This window comes from Rhodococcus sp. 14-1411-2a (assembly GCF_002259485.1).
Lineage (GTDB): Bacteria > Actinomycetota > Actinomycetes > Mycobacteriales > Mycobacteriaceae > Rhodococcoides.
The window spans coordinates 609,094-635,436 of record NZ_NPGA01000020.1 but is presented as its reverse complement, the minus strand read 5'-3'; the positions used below and the strand labels follow the sequence as shown (position 1 = coordinate 635,436).

The 26,343-nt window shown below is 65.1% G+C and carries 23 protein-coding genes; 17 read left to right on the top strand and 6 right to left on the bottom strand.

Translation table 11 applies throughout. The annotated features are described in order from the left end of the window. Nucleotides 1-2: 2 nt before the first annotated feature. The 4 genes from CH291_RS23930 to CH291_RS23915 all read left to right on the top strand — a co-directional run bounded on the left by CH291_RS23930 (nt 3) and on the right by CH291_RS23915 (nt 5,270). On the top strand, nt 3-1,214 hold the full coding sequence (locus CH291_RS23930; RefSeq protein WP_094688789.1) for a M50 family metallopeptidase: 1,212 nt from the start codon (nt 3-5) through the stop codon (nt 1,212-1,214). 61 nt (nt 1,215-1,275) lie between these two features. Next, complete coding sequence (gene ispG, locus CH291_RS23925) at nt 1,276-2,415, top strand: flavodoxin-dependent (E)-4-hydroxy-3-methylbut-2-enyl-diphosphate synthase (RefSeq protein WP_068050276.1); 1,140 nt, start codon at nt 1,276-1,278, stop codon at nt 2,413-2,415. 121 nt (nt 2,416-2,536) lie between these two features. Continuing rightward, entirely contained in the window at nt 2,537-3,373 is an 837-nt protein-coding gene (locus tag CH291_RS23920) for a GNAT family N-acetyltransferase (RefSeq protein WP_094688788.1), read from the top strand. A gap of 82 nt (nt 3,374-3,455) precedes the next feature. Then, nucleotides 3,456-5,270 carry a penicillin-binding transpeptidase domain-containing protein gene (locus CH291_RS23915; protein ID WP_179276643.1) on the top strand — a complete coding sequence of 605 codons (1,815 nt, stop codon included), beginning with the start codon at nt 3,456-3,458 and terminating at the stop codon, nt 5,268-5,270. Between the two features lie 21 nt (nt 5,271-5,291). Here CH291_RS23915 and CH291_RS23910 read toward each other — a convergent pair whose 3' ends face one another. Then, on the bottom strand, nt 5,292-6,164 hold the full coding sequence (locus CH291_RS23910) for a helix-turn-helix transcriptional regulator (RefSeq protein WP_255183280.1): 873 nt from the start codon (nt 6,162-6,164) through the stop codon (nt 5,292-5,294). A 139-nt stretch (nt 6,165-6,303) separates the two neighbouring features. On the opposite strand from CH291_RS23910, the gene map reads away from it, so the two are divergent. Next, nucleotides 6,304-7,179, top strand: a complete 876-nt coding sequence (gene map / locus CH291_RS23905; RefSeq protein WP_094688787.1) for a type I methionyl aminopeptidase — start codon at nt 6,304-6,306, stop codon at nt 7,177-7,179. A 34-nt stretch (nt 7,180-7,213) separates the two neighbouring features. Continuing rightward, a complete protein-coding gene (locus CH291_RS23900; RefSeq protein ID WP_094688786.1) occupies nt 7,214-8,749 on the top strand; it encodes a cobyric acid synthase in 1,536 nt (511 codons plus the stop codon). On the opposite strand, the gene CH291_RS23895 is transcribed toward CH291_RS23900, so the two are convergent. The 3 genes from CH291_RS23895 to CH291_RS23885 are packed head-to-tail and all read right to left on the bottom strand — an operon-like array spanning nt 8,733 to nt 10,701. Beyond that, a complete protein-coding gene (locus CH291_RS23895) occupies nt 8,733-9,428 on the bottom strand; it encodes an ABC transporter permease (protein ID WP_094669814.1) in 696 nt (231 codons plus the stop codon). The two genes, CH291_RS23900 and CH291_RS23895, sit on opposite strands and share 17 nt — an antisense overlap. Then, entirely contained in the window at nt 9,425-10,342 is a 918-nt protein-coding gene (locus CH291_RS23890; RefSeq protein ID WP_094688785.1) for an ABC transporter ATP-binding protein, read from the bottom strand. Before CH291_RS23890 ends, CH291_RS23895 begins: the two co-directional genes overlap by 4 nt. Beyond that, nucleotides 10,339-10,701 carry a GntR family transcriptional regulator gene (locus CH291_RS23885; RefSeq protein WP_179276670.1) on the bottom strand — a complete coding sequence of 121 codons (363 nt, stop codon included), beginning with the start codon at nt 10,699-10,701 and terminating at the stop codon, nt 10,339-10,341. The genes CH291_RS23890 and CH291_RS23885 overlap by 4 nt, the downstream gene beginning before the upstream one ends. Nucleotides 10,702-10,807: 106 nt before the next feature. Here CH291_RS23885 and CH291_RS23880 point away from each other — a divergent pair, with 106 nt between their 5' ends. Beyond that, nucleotides 10,808-11,374: an alpha/beta fold hydrolase gene (locus CH291_RS23880; protein WP_094669816.1), complete on the top strand. Its 567-nt coding sequence runs from the start codon at nt 10,808-10,810 to the stop codon at nt 11,372-11,374. A 7-nt stretch (nt 11,375-11,381) separates the two neighbouring features. On the opposite strand, the gene mtr is transcribed toward CH291_RS23880, so the two are convergent. After that, nucleotides 11,382-12,767 carry a mycothione reductase gene (gene mtr, locus CH291_RS23875; protein WP_094642178.1) on the bottom strand — a complete coding sequence of 462 codons (1,386 nt, stop codon included), beginning with the start codon at nt 12,765-12,767 and terminating at the stop codon, nt 11,382-11,384. Then, the gene (locus CH291_RS23870) at nt 12,764-13,804 is read right to left on the bottom strand and encodes an alpha/beta hydrolase (protein ID WP_068050242.1); all 1,041 of its coding nucleotides are present in this window, start codon (nt 13,802-13,804) and stop codon (nt 12,764-12,766) included. The genes mtr and CH291_RS23870 overlap by 4 nt, the downstream gene beginning before the upstream one ends. Before the next feature lie 192 nt (nt 13,805-13,996). Here CH291_RS23870 and mqo point away from each other — a divergent pair, with 192 nt between their 5' ends. From mqo to cobA, 10 genes are all read left to right on the top strand, one after another. Next, on the top strand, nt 13,997-15,517 hold the full coding sequence (gene mqo / locus CH291_RS23865; protein ID WP_068050240.1) for a malate dehydrogenase (quinone): 1,521 nt from the start codon (nt 13,997-13,999) through the stop codon (nt 15,515-15,517). 11 nt (nt 15,518-15,528) lie between these two features. After that, entirely contained in the window at nt 15,529-16,005 is a 477-nt protein-coding gene (locus CH291_RS23860) for a GNAT family N-acetyltransferase (RefSeq protein ID WP_068050238.1), read from the top strand. Between the two features lie 243 nt (nt 16,006-16,248). Next, on the top strand, nt 16,249-18,189 hold the full coding sequence (locus tag CH291_RS23855; RefSeq protein ID WP_179276642.1) for a magnesium chelatase subunit D family protein: 1,941 nt from the start codon (nt 16,249-16,251) through the stop codon (nt 18,187-18,189). Nucleotides 18,190-18,201: 12 nt separating this feature from the next. Beyond that, on the top strand, nt 18,202-18,822 hold the full coding sequence (gene cobO, locus CH291_RS23850) for a cob(I)yrinic acid a,c-diamide adenosyltransferase (protein ID WP_094642174.1): 621 nt from the start codon (nt 18,202-18,204) through the stop codon (nt 18,820-18,822). After that, nucleotides 18,816-20,210: a cobyrinate a,c-diamide synthase gene (locus tag CH291_RS23845; protein ID WP_179276641.1), complete on the top strand. Its 1,395-nt coding sequence runs from the start codon at nt 18,816-18,818 to the stop codon at nt 20,208-20,210. The genes cobO and CH291_RS23845 overlap by 7 nt, the downstream gene beginning before the upstream one ends. A gap of 13 nt (nt 20,211-20,223) precedes the next feature. Next, nucleotides 20,224-20,610 (top strand): cobalamin biosynthesis protein, encoded by a 387-nt coding sequence (locus CH291_RS23840; RefSeq protein ID WP_068050234.1) that lies wholly within the window; start codon nt 20,224-20,226, stop codon nt 20,608-20,610. 2 nt (nt 20,611-20,612) lie between these two features. Then, on the top strand, nt 20,613-21,629 hold the full coding sequence (locus tag CH291_RS23835; RefSeq protein WP_094688781.1) for a zinc-binding alcohol dehydrogenase family protein: 1,017 nt from the start codon (nt 20,613-20,615) through the stop codon (nt 21,627-21,629). Between the two features lie 57 nt (nt 21,630-21,686). After that, nucleotides 21,687-23,354, top strand: a complete 1,668-nt coding sequence (locus CH291_RS23830; protein WP_068050231.1) for a DUF7800 domain-containing protein — start codon at nt 21,687-21,689, stop codon at nt 23,352-23,354. 52 nt (nt 23,355-23,406) lie between these two features. Further along, complete coding sequence (locus tag CH291_RS23825; protein WP_094688779.1) at nt 23,407-25,089, top strand: ATP-binding cassette domain-containing protein; 1,683 nt, start codon at nt 23,407-23,409, stop codon at nt 25,087-25,089. A gap of 11 nt (nt 25,090-25,100) precedes the next feature. Beyond that, nucleotides 25,101-26,336, top strand: coding sequence for a uroporphyrinogen-III C-methyltransferase (gene cobA, locus CH291_RS23820; protein WP_373455155.1), 1,236 nt, complete (start codon nt 25,101-25,103; stop codon nt 26,334-26,336). The last annotated feature ends 7 nt before the right edge of the window (nt 26,337-26,343 follow it).

Here is a 26,343-nt window from a genome sequence, read left to right as displayed (position 1 = left end):
ACATGCTGTTCGCTCTGGGTGTGGTGCTGTTCGCCGTCGGCATCGGTGTGTCGATCGCGCTGCACGAGGCAGGACACATGTGGACCGCGAAAGCGCTCGGCATGAAAGTCCGCCGGTACTACATCGGGTTCGGCCCCAAGATCTTCTCTTTCCGACGCGGCGAGACCGAATACGGCCTCAAGGCAATTCCGGCCGGCGGATTCTGCGACATCGCCGGAATGACGGCGATCGACGAGCTCGCACCCGACGAGGTCGAGCGCGCGATGTATCGCCAGAAGACGTGGAAGCGGATCGTCGTCATGGTCGGCGGCATCGCGATGAACTTCGTACTGGGAATCGTGCTGATCTATGCGCTCGTTCTCGGGTGGGGCACGCCCGATCGGGTCACTCCGACCACGACTGTCCAGGGTGTCGGCTGCGTCGGAACGACGCAGACACCGGACGGTGAGATCGCCGATTGCTCGGGTGACGGTCCGGCCGCCGCGGCAGGGCTGCGTGAGGGCGACATCATCACAGCGGTGGACGGCACCCCCACGGAGGTCTGGTCGGATGCGGTTCTGGCCATTCAGGCCTCCACCGGCTCGGTCGAGCTGACAGTGGATCGCAACGGTGCTTCGCAGACCATCACCGTCCCGGTCACACAGGTTCAGCGATACGTCGTCGATCCCGACACCGGAGCGAGGGAATCGACGACGGTCGGGGCGGTGGGTGTCACCGGGGGTCCGCCACCGAACGTCACGTACAACCCGATCGAGGCGGTGCCGGAGACGTTCGCTTTCACCGGCGACATCTTCGTACAGACCGGCAAGGCACTCGTGCAACTGCCGACCAAGGTGCAGGCGCTGTGGGAGTCGATCTTCGGCGGTGAGCGTGGCCTCGACACCCCGATGAGCGTCGTCGGTGCCAGTGTCATCGGTGGTCAGGCAGCGGAGACGGAGAACTGGGCGACGTTCATCGGGTTGCTCGCGTCGTTGAATTTCTTCCTCGGGGCGTTCAACCTCGTGCCGCTGTTGCCGCTCGACGGTGGCCACATGGCCGTGACCATCTACGAGCGCATTCGCAACATCTTCCGAAACCGCCGTGGCCTACCGGACGGCGCGCCGGTGGACTACATGAAGCTGATGCCGGTCACTTACGTGGTCATCGTCGTTTTCATCGGGTTCTCCTTGTTGACACTCACGGCGGACATCGTCAACCCGATTCAATTGTTCTAAGTAGACTCGTCAGTCGTAGCTAGGAAAGAAGGCCACTGTGTCCGTGTCAGTCGGATTGGGAATGCCGGCACCGCCGGTACCGGTACTCGCGCCGCGTCGAAAGACCAGGCAGCTCCAGGTCGGGTCGGTGGGAGTGGGCAGCGACAGCCCCATCTCGGTGCAGTCCATGTGCACCACCAAGACCCACGACATCAACGCCACTCTGCAGCAGATCGCCGAACTGACGGCGTCGGGCTGCGACATCGTGCGTGTGGCATGCCCCACACAGGACGACGCCGATGCGCTGTCGATCATCGCCAAGAAGAGTCAGATTCCGGTGATCGCCGACATCCACTTCCAGCCCAAGTACATCTTCGCCGCGATCGATGCAGGATGCGCCGCTGTGCGCGTCAACCCGGGGAACATCAAGGAATTCGACGGCCGGGTCAAGGAAGTCGCCAAGGCAGCCGGTGACGCGAACATTCCGATCCGCATCGGCGTCAATGCCGGTTCGCTCGATCCTCGCCTGATGAAGAAGTACGGCAAGGCGACACCGGAGGCCCTCGTGGAGTCCGCGCTGTGGGAGGCGGGTCTGTTCGAGGAACACGGATTCGGTGACATCAAGATCTCCGTCAAGCACAACGACCCCGTCATCATGGTCGCCGCGTACGAGCAGCTGGCCGCGCAGTGCGACTACCCGCTGCACCTCGGTGTCACCGAGGCCGGCCCCGCTTTCCAGGGCACCATCAAATCCTCGGTGGCCTTCGGCGCACTGCTGTCTCGTGGAATCGGCGACACCATCCGCGTGTCCCTGTCGGCTCCGCCGGCCGAGGAGATCAAGGTCGGTAACCAGATTCTGCAGTCGCTCAACCTGCGTCCCCGCAAGCTCGAAATCGTCTCCTGCCCGTCGTGCGGACGCGCGCAGGTCGACGTGTACACCCTCGCCGACGAGGTCACCGCAGGCCTGGAGGGCATGGAAATTCCGCTGCGCGTTGCCGTCATGGGATGCGTCGTCAACGGTCCGGGCGAGGCGCGCGACGCCGACCTCGGCGTGGCGTCGGGCAACGGCAAGGGCCAGATCTTCGTCAAGGGCAAGGTCATCAAGACCGTGCCCGAGGCGCAGATCGTGGAGACCTTGATCGAGGAAGCAATGCGCATCGCCGAGGAATTCGAGAAGGATGAGACCGCAGACGGCGGCGCTCCGGTGGTGACGGTCAGCTGAGCAGGATCGATCCGGTCGGTGTCCGGTTTGCCGCTCTGCCACCGAGGGAACAGGTTCTCTGGAATGATTCGCTACACGCTCGGTCGGTGTGTATGCGGTAGGTGGGTCAGGAGGTCGGCAGGTGCTCAAGCTCCTCGGTGCGAAGCCTCTCGGTAATCGGGACGTTGCGCATGTCTTACGAGTGCTCGATGCCGACCCGGTTGCCACCTGCATGGTCGCCGCGAGGGTGCAGGAATCCGGACTGGATCCGAGGTCGTTTCACGGTGAGATGTGGAGCCGGGGCGGACCGGACGAGTCGTTGTGTTTCTACGGAGCCAACCTCGTCCCTCTGCTCGGATCGAGTGACGATCTGCGGTCGTTCGCCGACCGCGCATGTCGCGGTCCACGGCTGTGTTCCTCGCTGGTCGGTCGAGCCGAACTGACACTGCCGCTGTGGGAGATGCTCGAAACCGACTGGGGCCCGGCTCGTGAGGTTCGCGGTGAGCAGCCACTGCTGGCCACGTCGGTTCGATCGTGGGTCACCCCCGATCCACACGTACGTCTCGTTCGCCCAGAGGAACTGGACGTGTATCTGACTGCGGCCGTGGCCATGTTCATCGAGGAAGTCGGAGTCGACCCGAGGCAGAACGACGGCGGCCGCGGATACCGGCGACGGATCTCGAGTCTGATTGCCGCGCAGCGTGCGTGGGCTCGATTCGAGGACGGTCGGGTGGTGTTCAAGGCCGAGATCGGGTCGCAGTCGGCGACGGTGGGGCAGATCCAGGGGGTATGGGTTCACCCCGATCGGCGTGGGCACGGTCTCGGTGCGTCCGGTACCGCAGCGGTGGTGAATTCGGTGGTCCGCCAGGGCCGCACCGCAAGCCTCTACGTCAACAGTTTCAACTACGTCGCCAGACGGGCGTACGCGAAGATCGGTCTGACCCAGGTGGCGACCTTCACGACCGTGCTCCTCGACTAGATCGGCCGTCGCTCGAACGGGTTGTGCCGAACCGCGATTCGTTGCCGCAGCCGGAGGCAGCGCCCTATTACTATGGGGCGCAATGAGATCACGTGGTGCAACCGAAGTGCGGTATCGGATCGGCGCGGTATCGGTGGTCGCAGCCGTCGTTGCTGCCGCCCTCGCCGGATGTACCCCCAAGCCCGACGGCCCGGAGCCGGCTGCCCAGGCATTTCTCGCCGCGTTCGAGTCCAACGACATCGCCGCCGCGGCCGCGGACACCGACAAGCCCGACGCGGCGGCCACGGCACTGACCGAGGCGTGGACCAATCTTCAGGCCGAGGCTCTGGAAGCGGAGACGACGTCGGTGCAGGTCGACGGCGACACCGCCACAGTCGGCTACAAATACACGTGGCAGCTGCCGAAAGATCGGGTGTGGACGTACGACGGTCAGCTGAACATGGGTCGCAGCGAGGGCGAGTGGGTGGTGCGCTGGACGGCGTCGGACATCCATCCCAAGCTCGGTGACACTCAGACGATGTCCTTGCGATCCACGGCGGCTCCTCGCGCACGAGTCAACGAGCGCTCCGGGACCGATGTGTTGGTGCCCGGGGTGGTGCACCGAATCAAATTCGACGCGGCCGATGCGAACAATGTGGTTGCCTCGGCGACGGCGCTGTCGACGTTGCTGACGCCGTTCGATGCGTCCATCACCGCGCAGTCCATCGTCGAATCCGCCACCTCTGTCGACGGCGACTATCCGGTGGCGTTGCTTCGAGACAGTGACTACCAGCCCATCTCGGCCGCGCTGACCGAGATCCCGGGAGTGACCGCATCCGACGAATCGGATCTGGTGTCCACCGACCCCACGTTCGCGCCGGACCTGGTCGGCCAGGTCAAGAAGGCCGTCATCGACGAGGTCGACGGCAAGGCGGGGTGGAGTGTGGTCACCACGAATCGCAACGGCGTCGACATCGATGTCCTCACCGACACTCCGCCGGAGCCCTCTCCGTCGTTCTCCATCAGTCTCGATCGCAACATTCAGGTCGCGGCGCAGCGTGCGGTGAACGCACGCACCGAGCAGGCGATGACGGTGGTCATCCAGCCGTCCACCGGGGCGATTCTGGCGGTGGCACAGAACCCGGCTGCCGATCGGGACGGACCGGTCGCGTCGGCCGGCCTCTACCCACCCGGATCGACCTTCAAGATCATCACCGCCGGTGCCGCCATCTCGAGCGGACTCGCGTCTCCGGGAAGCACCGTCCCGTGTCCGGGTCGAATCGTCATCGGTGAGCGCAGTGTGCCCAACTACAACGAGTTCGCACTGGGTGACGTGACGATGAGTACTGCGTTCACTCGCTCGTGCAACACCTCGTTCGCCAAGCTGGCCAGCGAGATGACACCGGATGCATTGACCGTGGCGGCATCCCAGTTCGGCGTCGGGCCGGACTACGACGTCGTCGGGCTGCCTACCGATTCCGGTTCGGTGCCCCCGGCCGAGGAGCTCGTCCAGCGCACCGAGGACGGCTTCGGTCAGGGCCGAGTGGTCGTGTCGACGTTCGGTATGGCCCTGGCCGCCGCGACGGTGGCCCATGGCTCGACGCCGGTGCCGAACCTCCTGGTCGGACGCGACACCGTGATCACAGGAGAGCATCCGCAGATCGAGCCTGCGATGGTCGACGGGCTGCGCGGGATGATGCGTTCGGTGGTCACCAGCGGTACGGCCGAGCGCATCGCAGACCAGGGCGAGGTGTACGGCAAGACCGGCGAAGCAGAGGTCGACGGCGGCTCGCACTCGTGGTTCGTCGGCTACCGCGGAGACATCGCCTTCGCCACCCTCGTGGTGCGGGGCGGCAGCTCGGACAATGCGGTCGCGGTGACCCGAGAGATGTTCGAGCAACTGCCGCCCGGGTACTGACCGCTCGGCGGTGTGCCCGGTTCAGGAGGGCAGCACTCCGAGTCGACGGCAGGCCACCACGGCTTCGTATCGAGTGTGCGATTCGGTTTTGCGCATCACGCTGCGCAGGTACGACTTGACGGTCTCGGCACCGATCGACAAACGCGCGGCGACCTCGATGTTGGTGCAGCCCAGAGCAACTTGCGAGATCACGTCGATCTCTCGTGGTGTCAGCGACTGCGACACGTCCTGGGTCCGCGGGTCGTGGGGCATCTCCTGGCCGAACGACGCGGCCACGCGGGCTGCGACCGCGTCGAGTCTGCGCCGGATGGCCACGTCACCGACAGATCGGGCGAGATCGGACAGTTCCTCGTGGACGCTGCGCAGTTCGGCCGTGCGGGAGAGATCCGAGTCGAGCATCGAGCGGGTGGTCGCCAGCAGACGGATCCGGCGGTCGACCTCGTCACGCACGGAGATCTCCTGGCCGAGACGCCTGGCGGCGGTCGTCATGATGTCGCCGACGCGATCTCCGAGGGGGCCGCGTTCGCGTAGGGCCGCGTACATCACTATTCGCGCCACACCGGCAACGACCACCGGCACGGCCAGTATCGATTTGAGGCCCTCGCCGAGTACCGGTCGGTCGAAGTGATGGGTGATCGACATCGACGCGCCGTAATCGCTCACGGCCGCGGGCCTGCGCTGTTCCATGACTCGCCCGCCGAGGCCGGATCTGGGTGGGATGGCGAGTCCGTCCAGGCCGCGGGTTCTGGTTCCGTGGAATTCACTCAGGTACAGGGTCTCCGAGGAGACCTCGCCGCCGAACACGACGGGCACGTCGGACGCCGCTGCCACCTGGCGCAGTTCGGCGCGTAGGGCATCGCCGTCACGGGGCCGCAACAGATTCGAATGGACCACGGAGCTTCCTTTCCCGTGTCGGATGCACGAGCGACGAACGTGATCCAGATCATATCCACAACGGCAAGCGCTGTTTCGACTGGCACGGGCCACTGCGCTGCGGTTCGGGGCCGAATACGAGCCGACTACTCTGGACGCCATGTCTGTGACCGCCGAGAGCAAGCCCCGTCAGCCACTCGTACCAGGCGTCGTATCGCCCGTCCTCCCGGTGCCCAAGTCCATCGAGCGCCCCGAATACGCCTGGAAGTCGACCGTGGCCGAAGGCAGTGAGCCCTGGGTCCAGACCCCCGAGGTCATCGAGAAGATGCGAGTGGCGTCGAAGATCGCGGCCAGGGCACTACAGGAAGCGGGCCGGGCGGTGGCGCCGGGAATCACCACCGACGAGCTGGACCGGATTGCCCACGAGTACATGATCGATCACGGTGCGTACCCGTCCACGTTGGGCTACCGAGGGTTCCCGAAGTCCTGCTGCACCTCCCTGAACGAGGTCATCTGCCACGGCATCCCGGATTCCACCGTGATCGAGGACGGCGACATCGTCAACATCGACGTCACCGCGTACATCGACGGCGTCCACGGCGACACCAACGCGACCTTTCTTGCCGGCAACGTCTCCGAGGAAGCGCGCCTGCTGGTCGAACGTACGCACGAGGCCACCATGCGTGCCATCAAGGCGGTCAAGCCGGGGCGCGCGCTCAACGTGATCGGCCGCGTCATCGAGTCGTATGCGCACCGGTTCGGCTACGGCGTGGTGGAGGACTTCACCGGCCACGGCATCGGTACCACCTTCCACAACGGTCTGGTCGTTCTGCATTACGACCAGCCGTCGGTGGACACCGTCATCGAGCCGGGTATGACGTTCACGATCGAACCGATGATCAACCTGGGCACGATCAACGCCGAGATGTGGGACGACGGTTGGACGGTCGTCACGCACGACAAGAAGTGGACCGCGCAGTTCGAGCACACTCTCGTGGTCACCGAGACGGGCAGCGAGATTCTGACCCTCCCGTGAGCGGAGCCTGCGGAGTGAATAGAAATACGATGCCGTGAATCCGAAAGGTGCCTTGCTGGTTGCGGGGACGACATCCGACGCAGGCAAGAGTGTGTTGGTCGCCGGCCTGTGCCGGATGTTGGCACGACGGGGCGTGCGGGTTGCTCCGTTCAAGGCGCAGAACATGTCCAACAATTCGGTGGTCACGCTCGACGGCGGTGAGATCGGTCGAGCGCAGGCGATGCAGGCGTCGGCCTGTGGTCTCGAGCCGAGTGTCCGCTTCAATCCGGTGTTGCTGAAACCGGGGAGTGACCGGACCTCGCAGTTGGTGGTGCGCGGGCGGGCCGTTGCGCAGGTGAGTGCGAGCAACTACATCGAGCATCGGAAGTCGTTGCGCGCCGTGGTGGCAGACGAATTGGCCTCTCTGCGTGAGGAATTCGATGTGGTGATCTGCGAGGGGGCGGGCTCGCCCGCCGAGATCAATCTGCGCGCCACGGACCTGGCCAACATGGGGTTGGCGACGGCGGCGTCTCTTCCGGTGATCGTGGTGGGGGATATCGATCGAGGGGGAGTGCTGGCTCATCTGTTCGGCACCGTTGCGGTGCTGTCTCCGGAGGATCAGGCGCTCGTCGCCGGATTCGTGATCAACAAGTTCCGCGGTGATCCTGCTCTGCTGGCACCCGGTCTCGATCAGTTGCGCGCGTTGACGGGACGTCCGACGTACGGTGTCGTTCCCTTCGCAGACGGATTGTGGATGGACGCCGAGGATTCACTCGGAACCGTTCCCGATGCTCCGGTGGGGCGGCCGCGTGCACCGCACGGCTCGCAGTGGTTGCGCGTCGCTGCGGTGCGTTTGCCGAGAATCTCCAACACCACCGATGTCGAGGCGTTGGCCTGCGAGCCCGGGGTGTCGGTCCACTGGGTCACCGAGCCGTCCCGGCTCGAGGATGTGGATCTGGTGGTCGTTCCGGGCAGCAAGTCCACCGTGTCGGACCTGGAGTGGTTGCGGCGCACCGGTCTTGCCGATGCGATTGCGGCACGCGGGGCTGCGGGCCTTCCGGTTCTGGGGATCTGCGGTGGCTATCAGATGTTGGGCCGAACGATCGACGACACCGTCGAATCCGGAGCGGGGGCAGTCCGGGGTCTCGGTCTGCTCGATCTCGACATCGAGTTCGCAGCCGACAAGGTACTCGCGCAGGTGGCGGGGCAGTCGATACAGTTCGGCCCGAATCCCGTGTCGGGCTACGAGATTCACCACGGCAGGGTCGCACGAAACGGCGACGACGCCTTGTCGACCACCGCGTCGGGTATCGCCGAAGGCAGCCTACGCGGCAGCGTTCTGGGTACCCACTGGCACGGATTGCTCGAGTCCGACGATTTCCGTCGCTCCCTGCTCACCTGGGTGGCAGAGAAGTCGGGTCGTACGGGATTCGAGGTGGCACCCGACACGTCGGTCGCGGCACTGCGGGAGCAGCAGTTGGATCTGTTGGCCGATCTGGTGGAAGACAACCTCGACGTCGACGCCGTACTCGACCTCATCGAGCACGGCGTCGATCCGGGCCTCGACACCATTGTCACGCAGTTGCTTTGAGCAGACCGAACCAGCTGGCCGCAGACAGTATCGCCGTGATGGTCAACGGAATGACGACCAGTAGCAGAATTCGCGGTGTGTCGGTGAAGAAATCGCCGACGTTGGGCCACCAGTTCTGCCAGGTCACGAGTACAGATCCGCCGCCGAAGACTACTAGCGCTCCGAGTCCGAGGGTGAACAATCCGTTGGTGCGGAACCGTCGATACACGACGCCGATGAATGCACCGAAGCCGCCGAGGAGCAGCATGACGGTAACGAGTGCGGCCCACTGCACCAACGGATTGTCTGTCGCGTACCGAGCGATGCCGAACATTCGCAGTTTCAGGCCGAATCCATCCGTGGCTGCTTCGATCAAGGACAGCACGTAGATGATCGTGCCGAATGCAATCGACTGGCATACACCTACCAACGCTGTGGCGGTGAGGAATTCGCGGCGAGTGATGCTCAGACCCAGGGCATAGGGAAAGCACTGAGTGATCGCGGTGATGTAGAACGCCATGGCGAATCCATAGATCGAGAAGACGCTACCGGTGAAGTTGTATTCGGAGTCTGTGGTCGGGATGACCAGAAATATGCCGAAGGTGATCACGAAGGCAATCGCGAGAACCGCCATCGGCCACACGAATGTCGTTGCCCACGAAGTGTTGTGGATGCGAGCTACGTTCAGTATCCGTTTCATGACAACGCCTCCTCGGCGGTGGTGCGTTCGATGATCAACTGCTGCAGTGGAACAGCTTCGATGGTGAGCCCTGCGGCTCGGCCGTCGGATCTCTGCTGAGCAGTCAGTCGGGCGTCGATCGTCGTTCGTACGCTCGGTCCAAGAGCGGAGCGGTGCAGGGTCCGGTGAGCAGCGGCGAACGCGTCGACAGCCGGCGCAGGACCGGTGATCTCGAACGCACTCTCGCGCAGGGTATCCGACTCGTCGTCGAGCACGATCCTGCCCTTGTCGATGAGGATCACGTGTTCGATGAGATCGCTGACCTCATCGATGAGGTGAGTGGACAGAACCATGGTCCTGGGGTGCTCGGCGTAGTCGGCCAGCAATCTGTCGTAGAACAGGTGTCGCGAGACCGCGTCCAGTCCCAAGTAGGGCTCGTCGAAAAAGGTCAGTGGTGCACGCGACGCGAGTCCGATGACGATTCCGAGAGCCGACGTCATTCCTCGCGAGAGCTTCTTGATCTTGCGGCCGAGGGGCAGGTCGAAGTCGCGCAGCAACTCGGCGGCGAAGTCGCCGTCCCAGTGTGGAAGGACATGTGACGCGTGCGAGACGGCGTGCTTGACCTTGAGATCGTCGGGATATTTCTGGCTTTCCTTGACGAAGCACACGTGACCGAGCGCGTGAGGGTTTTCCCACGGACGTTGTCCGAATACCGAGATGTCCCCGGCGCTCTGGCGCATTTGAGCCGTCATCATCTGCATGACGGTGGTCTTACCCGCGCCGTTGCGGCCGAGGAAGCCGTAGATCTTGTTGCGTTCGATCTCGAAACTCACATCGTCCACCGCGGTGAACGAGCCGAAATTCTTGGTCAGGTGCGTGGCCGACGCAACGATGCTGCTGGGTTCGTCGAACGAGTCGAGGGTGTGGACGCTCATCGTGCTGCCTCCCAGTTGTCGAGCATGGTCTTGAGTTCGTCGACGGTCATGCCGAGCTTGCGAGCCTCGGTGACGAGCGGATCGATGTACTGGCGAGCGAAGAGGTCTCGGCGACGGAATCGAAGAGCGTCCCGAGCGCCTGTGGTCACGAACATTCCGATACCTCGTTTCTTGTAGACGACACCGTCGGCGACGAGCTTGGCGAGTCCCTTTCCTGCGGTGGCCGGGTTGATTCGATGGAATGCGGCCAGTTCGTTGGTCGAGGGGACCTGCTCTTCCTCTGAAAGGGAGCCGTCGATGATCGAGTTCTCGATCATCTCGGCAATCTGCAGGAAGATAGGCCTGCCCTCGTCCATCAGAACCGCCGCCGGTGCGTCGAGGTTGCTTGCCTCAGTGGTTCATTACTCATGTAACTAACCATAGAACCGACGCGTGGTCGGCGCAAGAGGCAGTACCGTCGTCCCCATGGAGTTCACGCATGTGAGTGCTGCGGGTGGGCAATGTTCGGTGCGAGTCGCAGGCCCGGACAGCAGGCACGCCGTTCTCTTGCTTCCCGATGCAGGCGATCCGGTGGATGTCTACGACGCCGTCAGTGAACGGTTGCACAATTCGGATCTGAAAACTGTTGCGCTGGAGAGCATCGACGGCATCAGCGACGAGGCAATCCTGACGGTTCTCGACGAGCTGAAGCTGTCGTGGGTGCACCTCGTCGGCAGCGGAGCGGGTGCGGAAACGGCATGGACGTTGGCCGCCAAGACCTTCGGACGCTTCGCAAGTCTGATCGCGGTGAACCGGTGCCACCCCGCGATCGCGGACGAGCAGGGAACCGTACGCGGCGCGGATTGCCCCCCGGTCGAGCTGCCGACGACATTGGTCGTCGGGTCCTCGTTGGGCCGCGCATCCGCCGACGCGAGCGGACGGTTCGTCTACGCGGACTTCCGCGTGGTCCAACTCGACGGCAGCGCGAATGTCGTCGCCGACGAGCCGGCTGCGCTGGCCACCGAGATCGTGCTCCGCACCAGCCCCTGGTGAACCGGAACTACAGTTCGAGTCCCAGGAGAGCGTTCTCGACCACCTCGGGAAGACCGGGGTGGATCCAGTACTGACCGCGGGCCATGTCCTGGGCGGACAAACCGAAGCTCATGGCCTGGATGAGTGGCTGGATCAACGTGGGGGCCTGTGCGCCGATGATGTGCGCGCCGAGGATCTTCCCGGTGCCCTTCTCGGCGATGATCTTGCACAGACCTTCGCTGTCCTCCATGGCCCAGCCGTAGGCGACATCTCCGTAGTTCTGGACCTTGACGGTGATGTCCAGGCCGGCGTCGCGGGCGTGCTCTTCGGTCATGCCCACCTCGGCGATCTGGGGATCGGTGAACACCGCAGCGGGAACGAACCGATGGTCGTTCTTCCGTAGCGTCGAGGTGTCGCCGTGCCACGCGTCCTGCAGCAGGTTGTACTGAACGACCCGAGCTTCCTGGTTGGCCACATGCTTGAGTTGGTACGGAGACGATACGTCGCCCAGTGCGAACACTCCCTCGGCCGTGGTGCGGCCGAATTCGTCCACCACGATGCGGCCTTCGTCGTCGAGCTCGATGCCTGCCGCAGCCGGATCGAGACGGTCTCCGTTGGGCTCGCGGCCCACGGCGACGAGGAACGCATCGCCGAGGACCTTGGTGCCGTCGGCGAGTTGGACCCCGTGCAACCCGCCCTCGGACAGGGGAGTGGTCTCGCCGGAGTCGAGGTGTACGTCCCACTTGGCGCGGGCGAGCTCGGTGAATCGCTTCGAGATGTCGGCGTCGAGTGCGCGGAGCAAGGTGTCCTTGCGGGCGACGATCGACACCTTGGAGCCGAGAGCCGAGAAGACGTGCGCGAATTCTGCTGCGATGTAACCGGATCCGAGAATCACCAGGTGCTCGGGTAGCTCGCGGAGACGCATCACATCACTGTTGGTGTGGTACGCGACACCCGAATCGGCGATGGCCTGCGGCACCGTCGGACGCGATCCGGCGGCGACGACGATCTGGTCGGCGGTGATCACGGCGCCGGTGCCGGTGTCGATGGTGCGCGGGCCGACGAAGCGCGCGTGACCCTCGAACAGGGTGAGATTGGGGCTGCCTTCGGCGCGGTAACGCTTGCCGCCCTCCGAGATCGGGTCGATGCGGCCGAAGACGCGATCGACGATGTCCGGCCAGCGCACTGCGTCCACGTGGGCGTCGACACCGTATTTCGAGGAATCGCGTACCGTCCGCGCAACCTCGGCGGCGTAGACGAACATCTTGGTGGGGATGCAGCCGACGTTGAGGCAGGTGCCGCCGAAGGTCGAGTTCTCCTCGATCAGAGCGATCTTCTTGTCTTCGAAGCGCGAATCGGCGATCGAGTTGCCGGATCCGGAGCCGATGATCGCGACGTCGAAATGCTCGGTCATGAAATGTGCCCGCTCTCGGTGTGGTCCTTGCCCGACGCGTGGTCGGTGCTCTCGCTTCGGTGCAACCACTCGATCCACTCGTCCATTTCCTCGAAGGCCCGAGCGCGTGGAGTCTCGGTGGACAGGAAGACGTCGTGGCGGGCTCCCTCGATGGGCACGATCGTGGTGCGGTCGCCCAGGCAGCCCGCCCAGCGCGCGATCTGGCGAACGTCGAGTACGGCGTCTGCGGCGTCGACTGCGGAGCTGTATCGGCGCGAGAAGTGCGTCACCTTGGAGCGCAGAATCAGTGCGGGGATACCGATGTCGAGGCCGCGATGAAGTTCGGCGTGTCCGTGGCGGACGGCGCGAATCCACCCGAAGGTGATGGGGAAGCCGGCCAGGGGCTTCCAGTCGAGGTCGTAGTCCCACTCGCCGTTTTCCGATGCCGCGAGCGACAACCCGTACGTATCGAGCCCGCCGCCGGGAACCTGTGCCTTGGACCGGAACCTGCCGATGACGTCGATCGCGGCGGTACCGACGCTGCGGATGGCAGGTGGGCCCTGCAGATCGAACCACGGGCTGTTGAGGACCACACCCGACAGGCCCAGCCCGGCCGATCCGCCCTCCTGACGGTTGAGACGGTTCAGCCATAGCGGCAGTACGAGGCCGCCGGTCGAGTGCGCCATGAGTAGGACCGGGGCACCCGGGCGTTCCGTGCGGACCAGGGCGAGAGCCTCGTTCAGCTCGGCGTCGTACATCGCCAGATCGGTCACGAAGTGTGCGGTCTGGCCCTCGCGGCGCGAGCGTCCGCATTTACGCAGGTCCAGGGCGTAGAAGGCGTATCCCTGCGCTGCGAAGTGCTCGGCGATGTGGCGCTGGAAGAAGTAGTCGGTGAACCCGTGGACGTAGATCACCGAACGCTCGAAGTTGGCGGCACCGGGCGGTTGGTACCGCACGAGAGTGGCCTCGACCTGCCCTTCGCCGTCCGGATCGTTGCCGAGTGGAATGGTCGTCTGTTCGTAGCCGTCGCCGAGGACGTCGGGCACCCAGGTAGTCACAGATCACAACTGTAGTGGGCACCGCGGGCGGCGTCCGAGGAGCACAATCGGAACCGGGTTGACGTGGTGTCCGACGGGGTAGGCCCAGCTAGTAACCTGACCGCATCGGGTGAAGTAGCCCTCTACAGCAGAGTTCTCCGGTCGATACCGCCACCGGCCGAGACCTCCACAGACAAGGAAGTCGATTCTCCAGTGTCCAAAGATGAGCAGGGTAAGCGGATCAAGACCGACGTCGTTCTGGTCGGTGCCGGAATCATGAGCGCCACCCTCGGTGCGCTGCTCCGTCAGCTCGAGCCGAACTGGTCGATCGACGTCTACGAGCGGCTCGACGCGGCCGCAGCCGAGAGCAGCGACGCGTGGAACAACGCGGGCACCGGCCACTCGGCACTGTGCGAACTGAACTACACGCCGCAGAACAAGGACGGCAGCGTCGATATCGCCAAGGCGCTCAACGTCAACGAGCAGTTCCAGGTGTCGCGTCAGTTCTGGGCACACGGCATCGAGACCGGTGTGCTCTCCGACGCCAAGAACTTCATCAACCCCATTCCGCACGTGAGCTTCGTGCACGGGGCCGAGAACGTGAAGTACCTCCGTGCGCGGTACGAGGCGCTCGTGGGCAACCCACTGTTCGCAGGCATGGAGTACATCGACTCCGAGGACGAGTTCTCGGCGCGACTGCCGTTGATGGCCAAGGGCCGTGACTTCTCCGATCCCGTGGCCCTGAACTGGAGTCAGGAAGGCACCGACGTCGACTTCGGTGCGCTCACCAAGCAACTGCTGAACTACCTGTCGTCCGCGGGCGGCACAGTGCACTTCGGACACGATGTGCGCAACATCACCAAGCAGTCCGACGGCAGCTGGGACGTCAAGGTCGCCAACCAGCGCACCGGCGTCAAGAAGACCGTCAACGCCAAGTTCGTGTTCGTCGGCGCAGGCGGCGGCGCACTGCACCTGCTGCAGAAGTCCGGAATCGCGGAGATCAAGGGATTCGGCGGCTTCCCGGTCAGCGGCGAGTGGTTGCGGTGCACCGATCCGGCTCTGATCGAGCAGCACTCGGCCAAGGTGTACGGCAAGGCTTCGGTCGGTGCTCCGCCGATGTCGGTCCCGCACCTCGACACCCGCGTGATCAACGGCCAGCAGGGTCTGCTGTTCGGCCCGTACGCCGGCTGGTCGCCCAAGTTCCTCAAGCAGGGCAAGATCACCGACCTGCCCACCTCGGTGAAGCCCGGAAACCTGATGTCGATGCTCGGGGTCGGTGTGACCGAACTCGGACTCGTCAAGTATCTGGTCAGTGAACTGGCTCAGTCGCAGGCAGATCGTGTCGAGACGCTGCGCGAGTTCGCGCCCTCGGTGCTCGGCGAGAACTGGGAGCTGGTCACCGCGGGTCAGCGCGTCCAGGTGATCCGCAAGAAGGGTCGCGGCGGTGTGCTCGAGTTCGGCACCGCTGTGGTCAACGCAGCGGACGGCACCATCGCCGGACTGCTCGGTGCCTCTCCCGGCGCATCCACCGCCGTTCCGGCCATGCTGGACGTGCTGCAGCGGTGCTTCGGTGACAAGTACGACGCGTGGCAGCCCAAGCTCAAGGAAATGGTCCCGTCGCTGGGGGTCAAGCTGGCGCAGAACAGCTCGTTGTTCGACGAGGTCTGGGGCTGGACGTCCAAGACACTGCAACTGGAAAATGCTCGTGAGCTCGCACAGCCCACGGGTGTGTGATAGCAAAAGGTATGAATACGCAAGCAGCAGCTCTCAAACGATCATGGGCTCTAGACCTGTCCAACAGCACGTTGTACGACCTGTTGAAGCTGCGTGTCGAGGTGTTCGTGGTCGAGCAGGCGTGTGCGTACCCGGAGTTGGACGGGCGTGACCTGCTGACCGAGACACGGCACTTCTGGCTCGAACGGGACGGCGAAGTGGTGTGCACACTTCGCCTGCTCGAGGAGCACGACGACGGCGAGAAGGCGTTCCGTATCGGCCGGCTCTGCACGCAGCGCTCGGCCAGGGGACAGGGCCACACCACGCGAATTCTGCGAGCCGCGCTTGCCGAGGTCGGTTCGGCCCCGTGCCGGATCAACGCTCAGAGCTACCTCGTCGACATGTACGCCAAGCACGGCTTCCTGCCGGACGGTGAGGAAGTTCTCGAGGACGGCATCCCGCACACGCCGATGCGTCGGGGTGGCGGCACCGCCTGGAGCGAGAGCTGACCTCCCTGTAGTACGACAAGAACGAATGCCACACACGGCCCTACCGTGTGTGGCATTCGTTCGTTCGGCGGTAGTGTTCCGTTCGAAGTCGGTCGCGGAGAAGTCCTGTGTCAATCAGGCGCGGTCCCGCCACTGTGTTCAGGAGAATCTTCGCTCGAGGAGATTCCCCTGTCAGCCAGATCGCCGCTCGGCTTCGCGTATCTCGACCGAACGTCCGGCGCGGAACTCCGGGCACGAAGGGAATTGGCTGTGCAGCGAAGTGGGAGTGTTCCCGAACCGGGATATCCGTTCAGTGCGATCGTCGGTCAGGATCAGCTGAGGTTGTCGCTGATTCTGTGTGCCGTGCACCCCGGTATCGGCGGTGTACTGGTGCGAGGAGAGAAGGGCACCGCGAAATCGACGGTGGTGCGCGCACTCGCGGCACTGCTGCCCGCCGTGGAAGACGAGGACGGCTCGCGTCCGGCGAAGCTCGTCGAACTTCCGGTGGGGGCAACGGAGGACCGAGTGGTGGGGTCCATCGACCTCGAGAAGGTTCTGCGCGACGGCGAACGTGCGTTTCAACCCGGTCTGCTGGCGGCTGCGCACCGTGGTGTTCTGTACGTCGACGAAGTGAATCTGCTGCACGATCACCTGGTCGACGTGTTGCTCGACGCGGCCGCGATGGGTCGGGTGCATGTCGAGCGTGACGGAGTCTCTCATTCTCACCCAGCGCAATTCGTTCTCGTGGGCACGATGAATCCCGAGGAGGGCGAGCTTCGCCCGCAGCTGCTCGACCGGTTCGGTCTGGCAGTGGAGGTGACGGCGTCGCGGGACGTGGACGTTCGCATGAACGTCGTCCGCCGCCGGATGAACTACGAGCGTGACCCGCATGCGTTCGCCGCCGAGTACCGCAACGAGGACATCGCCGTGGCCGAGCAGATTCTGGCCGCCCGAAAGATTCTCGACGATGTGGTGTTGAGCGACAAGGAACTTCGGCGTATCGCCGCGCTCTGCGCATCATTCGACGTCGACGGTATGCGCGCCGATCTTGTGCTCGCTCGCACCGCATCCGCCCACGCCGCCTGGCGAGGCGCAAGCGACGTGGCCGAGGAAGACGTGCGGATTGCCGCCGAACTGGCTCTGCCGCACCGGCGTCGGCGCGATCCCTTCGACGAGCCGGGCATCGACGACAAGCAACTGGACGACGCCATGCGGGACGCGGCCGAACAGGCCGAGCAGCAGCCGGATCCGGATCCAGACCCCGACGGTGGTGGGGGAGCTCCCGATCCCGAGGCTCCCGACGACGCCTCCCAGTCCCCGTCCTCCGACACACAGTCCTCCAATTCGAACGAGGATTCGGCGCAACCACCGCCGCCCTCGGGTACCGGCAGCGAGAAGCAGGCAGGCACTCCGGGAGCACAGTTCAGAGCCCGGTTGCTCGAGGTTCCCGGAGTGGGCGAGGGTGCGCCTGGTCGACGCTCGCGGTCACGGTCCGCGCACGGACGATCGGTACGTCCCACCGTCGAGTCGGGCAAGGGCCTGCACCTGGTTGGCACCCTGTTCGCCGCGGCCGAGCAGCAGGTCGTCCGCGGCCGCACCTCCGGCCGGCTGAAGCTCGAGCCCGCGGATCTGCGGGGCGCGATCAAGGAGGGCCGCGAGGGCAACCTGATCGTCTTCGTCGTCGATGCCTCGGGTTCGATGGCTGCGCGAGATCGACTGTCCGCGGTGACCGGTGCGGTGCTCTCGCTGCTGCGCGATGCGTATCAGCGCCGCGACAAGGTTGCGGTGATCACCGTGCGCGGCACGGAAGCCGAGACGGTGTTGCCGCCGACGTCGTCGGTGGACGTGGCGGTGACGCGGTTGCGGAAGATGAAGACCGGTGGCAGATCGCCACTGGCGCAGGGTTTTCTGCAGGCACGGGAACTCGTTCTGCGAGAGCGTGTTCGGGACCCGCTGCGCCGCGCTCTGGTCGTCGCGTTGACCGACGGCCGTGCCACCGGAGGCACCGACCCCGTCGGCCGGGCCCGGATCGCCGCGGGGCGTATCGCGTCGGACAAGATCGCCTCCGTCGTCGTCGACTGCGAATCGGGAATGGTGCGCCTCGGGCTCGCTGCCGATTTCGCGGCGTGCCTCGGCGGCGGTTACGTGGCGCTGGCGGATCTGTCGGCGGAGCAGGTCGCCGCAGTCGTTCGCGCAGCGGCGTAGGGGGGGTTCGCGATGCCTCAGGGTGTACCGGCCCCCGGAACCGTTCCGCAGGACGGTCTCACGACGCGTCAGCGTCGCAATCTGCCCGTGCTTGCCGTGCACACCGGACCGGGCAAGGGAAAATCGACAGCGGCTTTCGGAATGGCGTTGCGGGCCTGGAATCAAGGGTTCGACGTCGGAGTGTTCCAGTTCGTCAAGAGTGCCAAGTGGAAGGTCGGCGAGGAAGCGGCGTTTCGCACACTCGGCGAACTGCACGAGAGCACCGGGGTCGGCGGAGCCGTCGAATGGCACAAGATGGGCGAGGGCTGGTCGTGGACTCGGAAGAAGGGCAGCGACGTCGATCATGCCGAGGCCGCGGCCGAGGGCTGGCACGAGATCGCCCGGCGAATCGAGCAGGAGTCGCACCGCTTCTACGTGCTGGACGAGTTCACCTACCCGCTCAAGTGGGGGTGGGTCGACGTCGCCGAGGTGGTCGATGTCCTGACCCGCCGACCGGGCAATCAGCACGTCGTCATCACCGGACGCGACGCGCCCCGTGAACTGATCGAGGCAGCGGACCTGGTCACCGAGATGGCCAAGGTCAAGCATCCGATGGACGCCGGACGCAAGGGTCAGCGAGGCATCGAATGGTGAACCAGTCCTGTCCCGCAGTGGTGATCGCGGCTCCCGCCTCGGGCAGCGGAAAGACGACGGTGGCCACCGGACTGATGGGCGCGCTGCGCAACGCCGGCCGCACCGTCGCACCGTTCAAGGTGGGTCCGGACTACATCGACCCCGGATATCACTCGCTCGCGGCCGGACTCCCGGGCCGCAACCTCGACGCCGTGATGGTCGGTGCCGACCGCATCGGGCCCCTGTTCCGACACGGCAGTCGGGGCTGCGACATCGCGGTCGTCGAGGGCGTCATGGGACTGTTCGACGGCAAGATCGACATGACCGGACCGGGTGAGGCCTCCGCCGAGGGATCGACCGCACGGGTGGCCGCGATGCTCGGTGCCCCGGTGATCCTCGTGGTCGACTCCCGTGGACACAGTCAGTCGCTTGCCGCTGTGCTGCACGGGTTCTCGACGTTCGACGCCAGCGTCCGCATCGGCGGTGTGATTCTCAATCGCGTCGGCAGTCAGCGGCACGAGGACGTGTTGCGTCAAGCGTGCGAACGGGTAGGTGTTCCGGTACTCGGCGCGTTGCCGCGCATGAGCGAACTGGTGGTCCCGTCACGGCATCTGGGGCTGATCACCGCAGTCGAACACGGCGGTGCCGCAACCGATGCCGTCGACGCGATGAGCGCCCTCGTCTCGAGGTTCGTCGATATCGAGGCAGTGAGCGCCCTGGCTCGATCGTCGGTGACAGCGCCGCAGTGGTCCCCGGAGGACGAGGTAGGCACCTGCGAGGGATCGCCCGTCGTCGCGGTGGCCGGTGGCCCGGCATTCACCTTCGGATACACCGAGCACGTCGAACTGCTCCGCGCAGCCGGGGCCGACGTCGCCGTGTTCGATCCACTGCGTGACGGATTACCCACCGGCACAGCGGCAGTCGTTCTCCCCGGCGGATTCCCCGAGGAGCATGCGGCCGCGTTGGCGGCGAACGAACTGCTGCTGGCCGATATCAGGACGGCCGCGGCCGAGGGTTTGCCCATTCATGCCGAATGCGCCGGATTGCTGTATCTGGCAAGCCGATTGGACGGTCATGCCATGGCCGGGGTCGTCGACGTGGACGCGGAATTCGGGAACACCCTCACGCTGGGATACCGCGATGCGGTTGCCCTCGAATCGTCCACACTGTTCGACGCGGGTACCCGCGTCACCGGCCACGAGTTCCACCGAACGAAACTCGTGGACGTGCGCGAGAGCGCCTCGGCCGCGTGGGGCTGGCACAAGCAGAGCCCCGACGGCAGAACTGCGGCGCGCGAGGGATTCGTGCAGGGCGGTGTTCACGCGTCGTACCTGCACACCCATGCGGCGGGCAATCCCGGATCCATCACCCGGTTCGTTGCCGCCGCAGTCGACTACGCGCGAGTGTAGTGGGATCGCGAGAATGCGGGTCGTCGTCGGAATAGGTGCCCGAGCCGGCGTCGATGCCGCCGACGTCGAGGCGGCGATCTCGACGGTGCTGCAACCGGACTGGAGCGTCGAGGCGATCGCTTCCATCGACCGGAAAGCCGACCTGGTTGCCGCGGTGGCGTCGAGCATGGGGGTTCGGGGCGTGACGTACTCCGCGCTCGAACTGTCGACCGTCGTGACACCCACCGTGTCGGTGCGTGTGCTCGATGCCGTCGGATGCGCCAGCGTCGCCGAAGCAGCGGCACTGCTGGCCGGTCGTTCGACGGAGGTGACGGTACCCAGGTTCGGTCTGGACGGTGTCACCGTTGCCGTGGTCGAGCTCTGCCTTGACGGTGGACAGGGGGTTCGGGCCATCCTGTAGGTATGACCGAGACGATGAAAGCCGTTGCCTACACCCGCTCGCTTCCGATCGACGATCCTGCCGGCCTGACGGATGTGGTCCTCGACCTGCCCACCGTGCGCCCGCGCGATCTTCTGGTCGACGTGCGTGCCGTGTCGGTGAATCCGGTGGACGTCAAGGTCCGCGCCGGCAACGATCCGCAGGGCACCCCGAAGGTCCTCGGGTTCGACGCCGCCGGTGTGGTGCGCGCTGTCGGTGCCGACGTCACCATGTTCGCGCCCGGCGACGAGGTCTACTACGCGGGCGACATCGGCAGACCCGGAACGAACTCGCAGTTCCATGCGGTGGACGAACGCATCGTGGCGAAGAAGCCGACCACCCTCGATTTCGCACAGGCTGCGGCATTGCCGCTGACTGCGATCACTGCCTGGGAAGGTCTGTTCGACAAGCTCCGCATCACTGCCGAGACCACCGGAACTTTGCTGATGGTGGGCGCCACCGGGGGTGTGGGATCCGTTGTGCTGCAGCTGGTTCGGGGCCTCGTTCCTGGCGTCCGCGTGATCGCGACGGCAGCGGACGAGGACGCCGAGGAGTGGGCCCGTTCTCTCGGTGCAGCCGAGGTGGTGAATCACCGACGCGATCTTCGGGAGGAAGTACGCCGAGTAGCGCCCGACGGCGTCGATTACGTGTTCACTGCTCATTCCTCCGGGCAGGTCGAGATCTACGCGGACCTGTTGACGCCGTTCGGTCAGATCGTGGCGATCGACGATCCGGAGACCCTCGACGTTCTGCCGCTCAAGACGAAGGCGATCTCGTGGCACTGGGAGTTCATGTTCGCGCGTCCGATGCACGACACGCCGGATCTGATTCGCCAGCACGAGCTACTGACCAGGGTGGCCGAGCTCGTCGATGCGGGTTCGGTGCGCACCACCGTCACGACGGTTCTGTCTCCGATCGATGCCGAGCAGCTGCGCGAAGCGCATCGGTTGGTCGAAACCGGGCACGTACGGGGAAAGGTTGTGATCGCAGCCCGCTCGTGAGGACCGATCCGCGCCACTGACTGGCGAAAGCGGGCCGACGCAGGCAATGTGGATCCAATGACTTCCGACAGCCTCGTCCTACTCGGCCCGATCGTCCGGTACGTCGGCACCGAGACTGCGACCCTGTGGTTCGAGATGGCCGAATCGTCGACCGTAACGGTCGTGACCGACGTCGGCGTCCGCGCAGAAGAACGAACGTGGGGCGTGCACGGACACCACTATGCGCTGGTGCCACTGGAAGGTCTGCCCGCCAACTCTTCGGTGCACTACGAGGTGTTCGTCGACGAGCGTCGAGTGTGGCCGCCGGAAGGCCGAAGGGCCGCCATTCACACGGTCGACGCCGAAGGGCCTGTCACGCTGGCATTCGGATCCTGTCGGCGAGGGGACAACTACAGCGACGAATCCTTGAAGGAGATCGGAGCCGACGCGTTGGCCGGGCTCGGGAACGCGCTGATCGAGGAGGACCCGAGCCGGTGGCCGCAGGCCTTGCTGCTCCTGGGCGATCAGGTCTACGCCGACGATCCGTCGCCGGAAATCGTCGAACGGCTGCAGGCGCGGCGTCGGTCCGGCGAGGGTCCACGCAGTGCCGTCGGTACCGACGCGGAGAACGAGATCTGCGATTTCGAGGAGTACTCGTGGCTGTACCGAGAGTCCTGGGGACTCGAGCCGGTGCGGACACTGTTGGCGAGCATCCCGTCGTGCATGATCCTCGACGACCACGACCTGCGCGACGACTGGAATTCATCCGCTTCCTGGCGTCGAGACATCGTGACGCGGCCCTGGTGGAACGACCGAGTGGTCGGCGCGTATTCGTCGTACTGGGTGTATCAGCACTTGGGCAACCTCTCGCCCAAGGAGCTTGCGCAGGATGAGATGTATGCCGCGGTACGATCGGCCGCCAGTGACGCAGAGCGCGAGAAGTTGTTGTCCGACTTCGCTTTACGAGTCGACCGGCGGCCCGAGACCGGACGCTGGAGCTTCTACCGCGACTTCGGCGACACGCGGCTGATCATGATCGATTCGCGCTGCTCTCGAAACCTGGATCCGGACAACAGAGAAATGGTCGACGAGAAGGAGTGGGCGTGGGTACGTGAACGCGCGCTCGAGACCACTCCGCGGCATCTGCTGTTCGGATCGTCGTTGCCCTACCTCATGCTGCCCGCGCTGCACTACCTGGAACAGTGGAACGAGGCTGTGGCGCAGGGCAGTTGGGGCTCGATGTCGGCAAAGGTGGCCGAGAAGATGCGGATCGGTCTCGATCTCGAACACTGGGCCGCTTTCACCAACTCGTTCAACGACATGGCCGCTCTGACGCGTGAGCTCTCCCGCGGCGAGAACAAACCCGCCTCGATCATGTGGCTGTCCGGAGACGTGCACTGCTCCTACGTGGCGAACGCGGACTTCGGTGTCGGCGGGCGCGAGGTACCGGCCACGTATCAGCTCACTATGTCGCCGTTCCGCAATCCACTCGATCTGCCGATTCGCGCGGTCAACAAGCTGGCCATCAAGCGTCCCGCCGCCCGAATTCTGTCGAAGCTGGCGCGCGCTGCCCACGTGGGCCCCTCCGGTGTCGAATGGGAGGCCGAGGCCGGGCCATGGTTCGCCAACGGCGTCATGCTGCTGACTCTGCACGGCGACTCCGCCCGGTTGCGGGTGCACCATGCTCATGTCGACGACGCGGGCAAGCAGGTGCTCACCGAGACGTCGACCCTGGCCCTCGCCTAGCGAACGGTAAACGATTGGCCATAGCCGGGCCGATGAGGTTGGCTGGTTCGTTGTGGCCCACCTCGAACTCAACGACATCGTCTACTTCCTGCCCGACGGGCGGCAGTTGCTCAACGGTGTCGGGTTTCGTGTCGGCGACGGTGCCAAGACCGCCCTCATCGGGCCCAACGGAACCGGTAAGACCACGCTGACGCGCATCATCGCGGGTGACGAGACCCCCGACGAGGGATCGGTGTCGAGTTCGGGCTCGCTCGGAGTGATGCGGCAGTTCGTCGGCCAGCTACGAGACGACTCGACAGTGCGTGATCTGCTGCTGTCGGTTGCGTCCCCGGCCGTGCGGACGGCCGCCGCTGCCCTCGACACTGCCGAGAACACGATGATCGAGGTCGACGACGAGAAGACCCAAATGAAATACGCGCAGGCCCTGTCGGATTGGGGCGATGTCGGCGGTTACGACCTCGAACCGTTCTGGGACAAGGTCACCACGGCGGCCCTCGGAATGACGTTCGACCGCGCGAAGTGGCGCGCTGCATCGACTCTCAGTGGCGGTGAGCAGAAGCGCCTGGTGCTCGAAGCGTTGTTCGCGGGCTCGGACAATCTGTTGCTTCTCGACGAACCGGACAACTACCTCGATGTGCCGGGCAAGCGCTGGCTCGAATCGACCATTCGTGATTCCGACAAGTCCGTCCTGTTCATCAGTCACGACCGGGAGCTCATCGCCAACGCCGCGAATCGGATCGTGACCCTGGAACCGGGCGTCAGCGGTGCCACTTCCTGGGTGCACGGCGGCGGGTTCGCGACGTATCACGCTGCGCGTGAGGACCGGAATGCTCGGCTCGACGAACTGCGACGGCGGTGGGACGAGGAACTCGTCAAACTCCGTGCACTGGTGCTGCGCCTGCGGGAGAAGGCCAAGTTCAACGACGGGGTCGCTGCGCGCTACCACGCGTCCCAGACTCGATTGGCGAAGTTCGAGGAGGCCGGACCGCCGGAAGCGGTGCCGTTGAAGCAGCACGTCACCGTTCGTCTGCGCGGCGGCCGCACAGCCAAGCGCGCGTTGGTGTGTACGGCACTGGAACTGACCGGACTGATGAAGCCCTTCGACACCGAGATCTGGTACGGAGACCGCGTCGCCGTGCTGGGCTCCAACGGTTCCGGCAAATCGCACTTCCTGCGTTTGCTCGCCAACGGTGGAACCGATCCGGAGAAGGAGCACGAGCCGGTTCAGGAACTGGCACTCGATCCCGTTCCGCACACCGGCACCGCGGTGCTCGGCGCTCGCGTTCGGCCCGGCCTGTTCGCGCAGACCCACACTCGGCCCGATCTCGCGGGCAACACACTCCTCGATATCCTGCACATGGGCAACGAACACCGCGACGGCATGGGCCGGGAGGCCGCGGGCCGGGCACTGGACCGCTACGGTCTGGCCCGAGCCGCCGAACAGTCCTACGACAATCTTTCCGGTGGCCAGCAGGCGCGCGTACAGATTCTGCTGCTCGAACTCTCCGGGGCCACCCTGCTGCTGCTGGACGAGCCGACCGACAACCTCGACCTGATGTCCGCCGACGCACTCGAAGACGCCATCGCCGCGTTCGACGGCACCGTCATCGCCGTGACCCACGACCGCTGGTTCGCGCGCAGCTTCGACCGATTCCTCGTGTTCGGCAGCACCGGTCAGGCCTACGAATCGAACGAGCCCGTATGGGACGAGAAGCGGGTGCAGCGCGCGCGGTAGCGTTTCCTCTCGTGAACGCGACTGACTCTCCCTATCTGGTCGGCCTCAATCTGGAAGGTCGACGCGTCGTCGTGGTCGGTGGCGGCACCGTCGCGCAGCGCCGATTGCCGCTGCTCATCTCCTGCGGTGCTGTGGTTCACGTCATCACTCGGGAGGCCACGCCCGCTGTGGAGGCGATGGCAACTGCCGGTCAGGTGACCATGGAGTTGCGTGACTATCGCGAGGGCGACCTCGCCGACGCCTGGTACGCCGTCGCGTGCACCGACGAGGCCGCGACCAACATCGCCATCGTCGCCGAGGCCACCGCGTCCAAGATCTTCTGCGTGCGAGCCGACATCGCCAAGGACGGCACCGCGGTCACCCCGGCGTCCGCCGAATGGGACGGGCTGACCCTCGGAGTGCTCGCCGGCGGTGAGCACCGTCGATCGGCCGCGGTACGCAATGCCGTCATGGAAGCCCTGCAGTCCGGTGTGGTCGCCGACTCGGACCGTGCGCCGTTGACGGGCGTCGCGCTGGTCGGGGGCGGACCCGGCGATCCGGACCTCATCACCGTCCGCGGGCGCAGGCTGCTCGCCTATGCCGATGTCGTGGTGGCCGATCGGCTCGCGCCGCCCGAGCTGCTGGCCGAACTGGGCCCGCACGTGGAGGTCATCGATGCCTCGAAGATTCCGTACGGCCGCGCGATGGCGCAGGAGGCGATCAACCAGGCGCTGATCGACGGGGCGAAGGCAGGCAAGTTCGTCGTCCGACTCAAGGGCGGGGACCCCTACGTGTTCGGTAGGGGATACGAAGAACTCGAAGCGCTCGCTGCCGAGGGAATTCCGGTCACCGTGGTGCCCGGCATCACCAGCGCCATTTCGGTGCCCTCGTCCGCCGGGATCCCGGTGACGCATCGCGCCGTCACCCACGAGTTCGTCGTTGTCAGCGGCCATGTGGCACCCGACCATCCCGATTCGCTCGTCGACTGGGACGCGTTGGCCAAACTCAAGGGCACCATCGTGTTGCTGATGGCCGTCGAACGCATCGGGCTGTTCGCCGACGTTCTCATCGCCGGTGGTCGGCCGTCCGACACCCCGGTGATCGTCGTCCAGGAAGGCACCATGCGCACCCAGCGTGAAGTTCGCGCGTCTCTGAGCACCGTCGCCGATGCGGTTCGCGACGCGGAGATCAGGCCTCCGGCGATCGTGGTCATCGGAACCGTTGCCGGTTTCTCTGTACACGCCGGTAACGTGAACGCCCGTGCCTGAATCATCG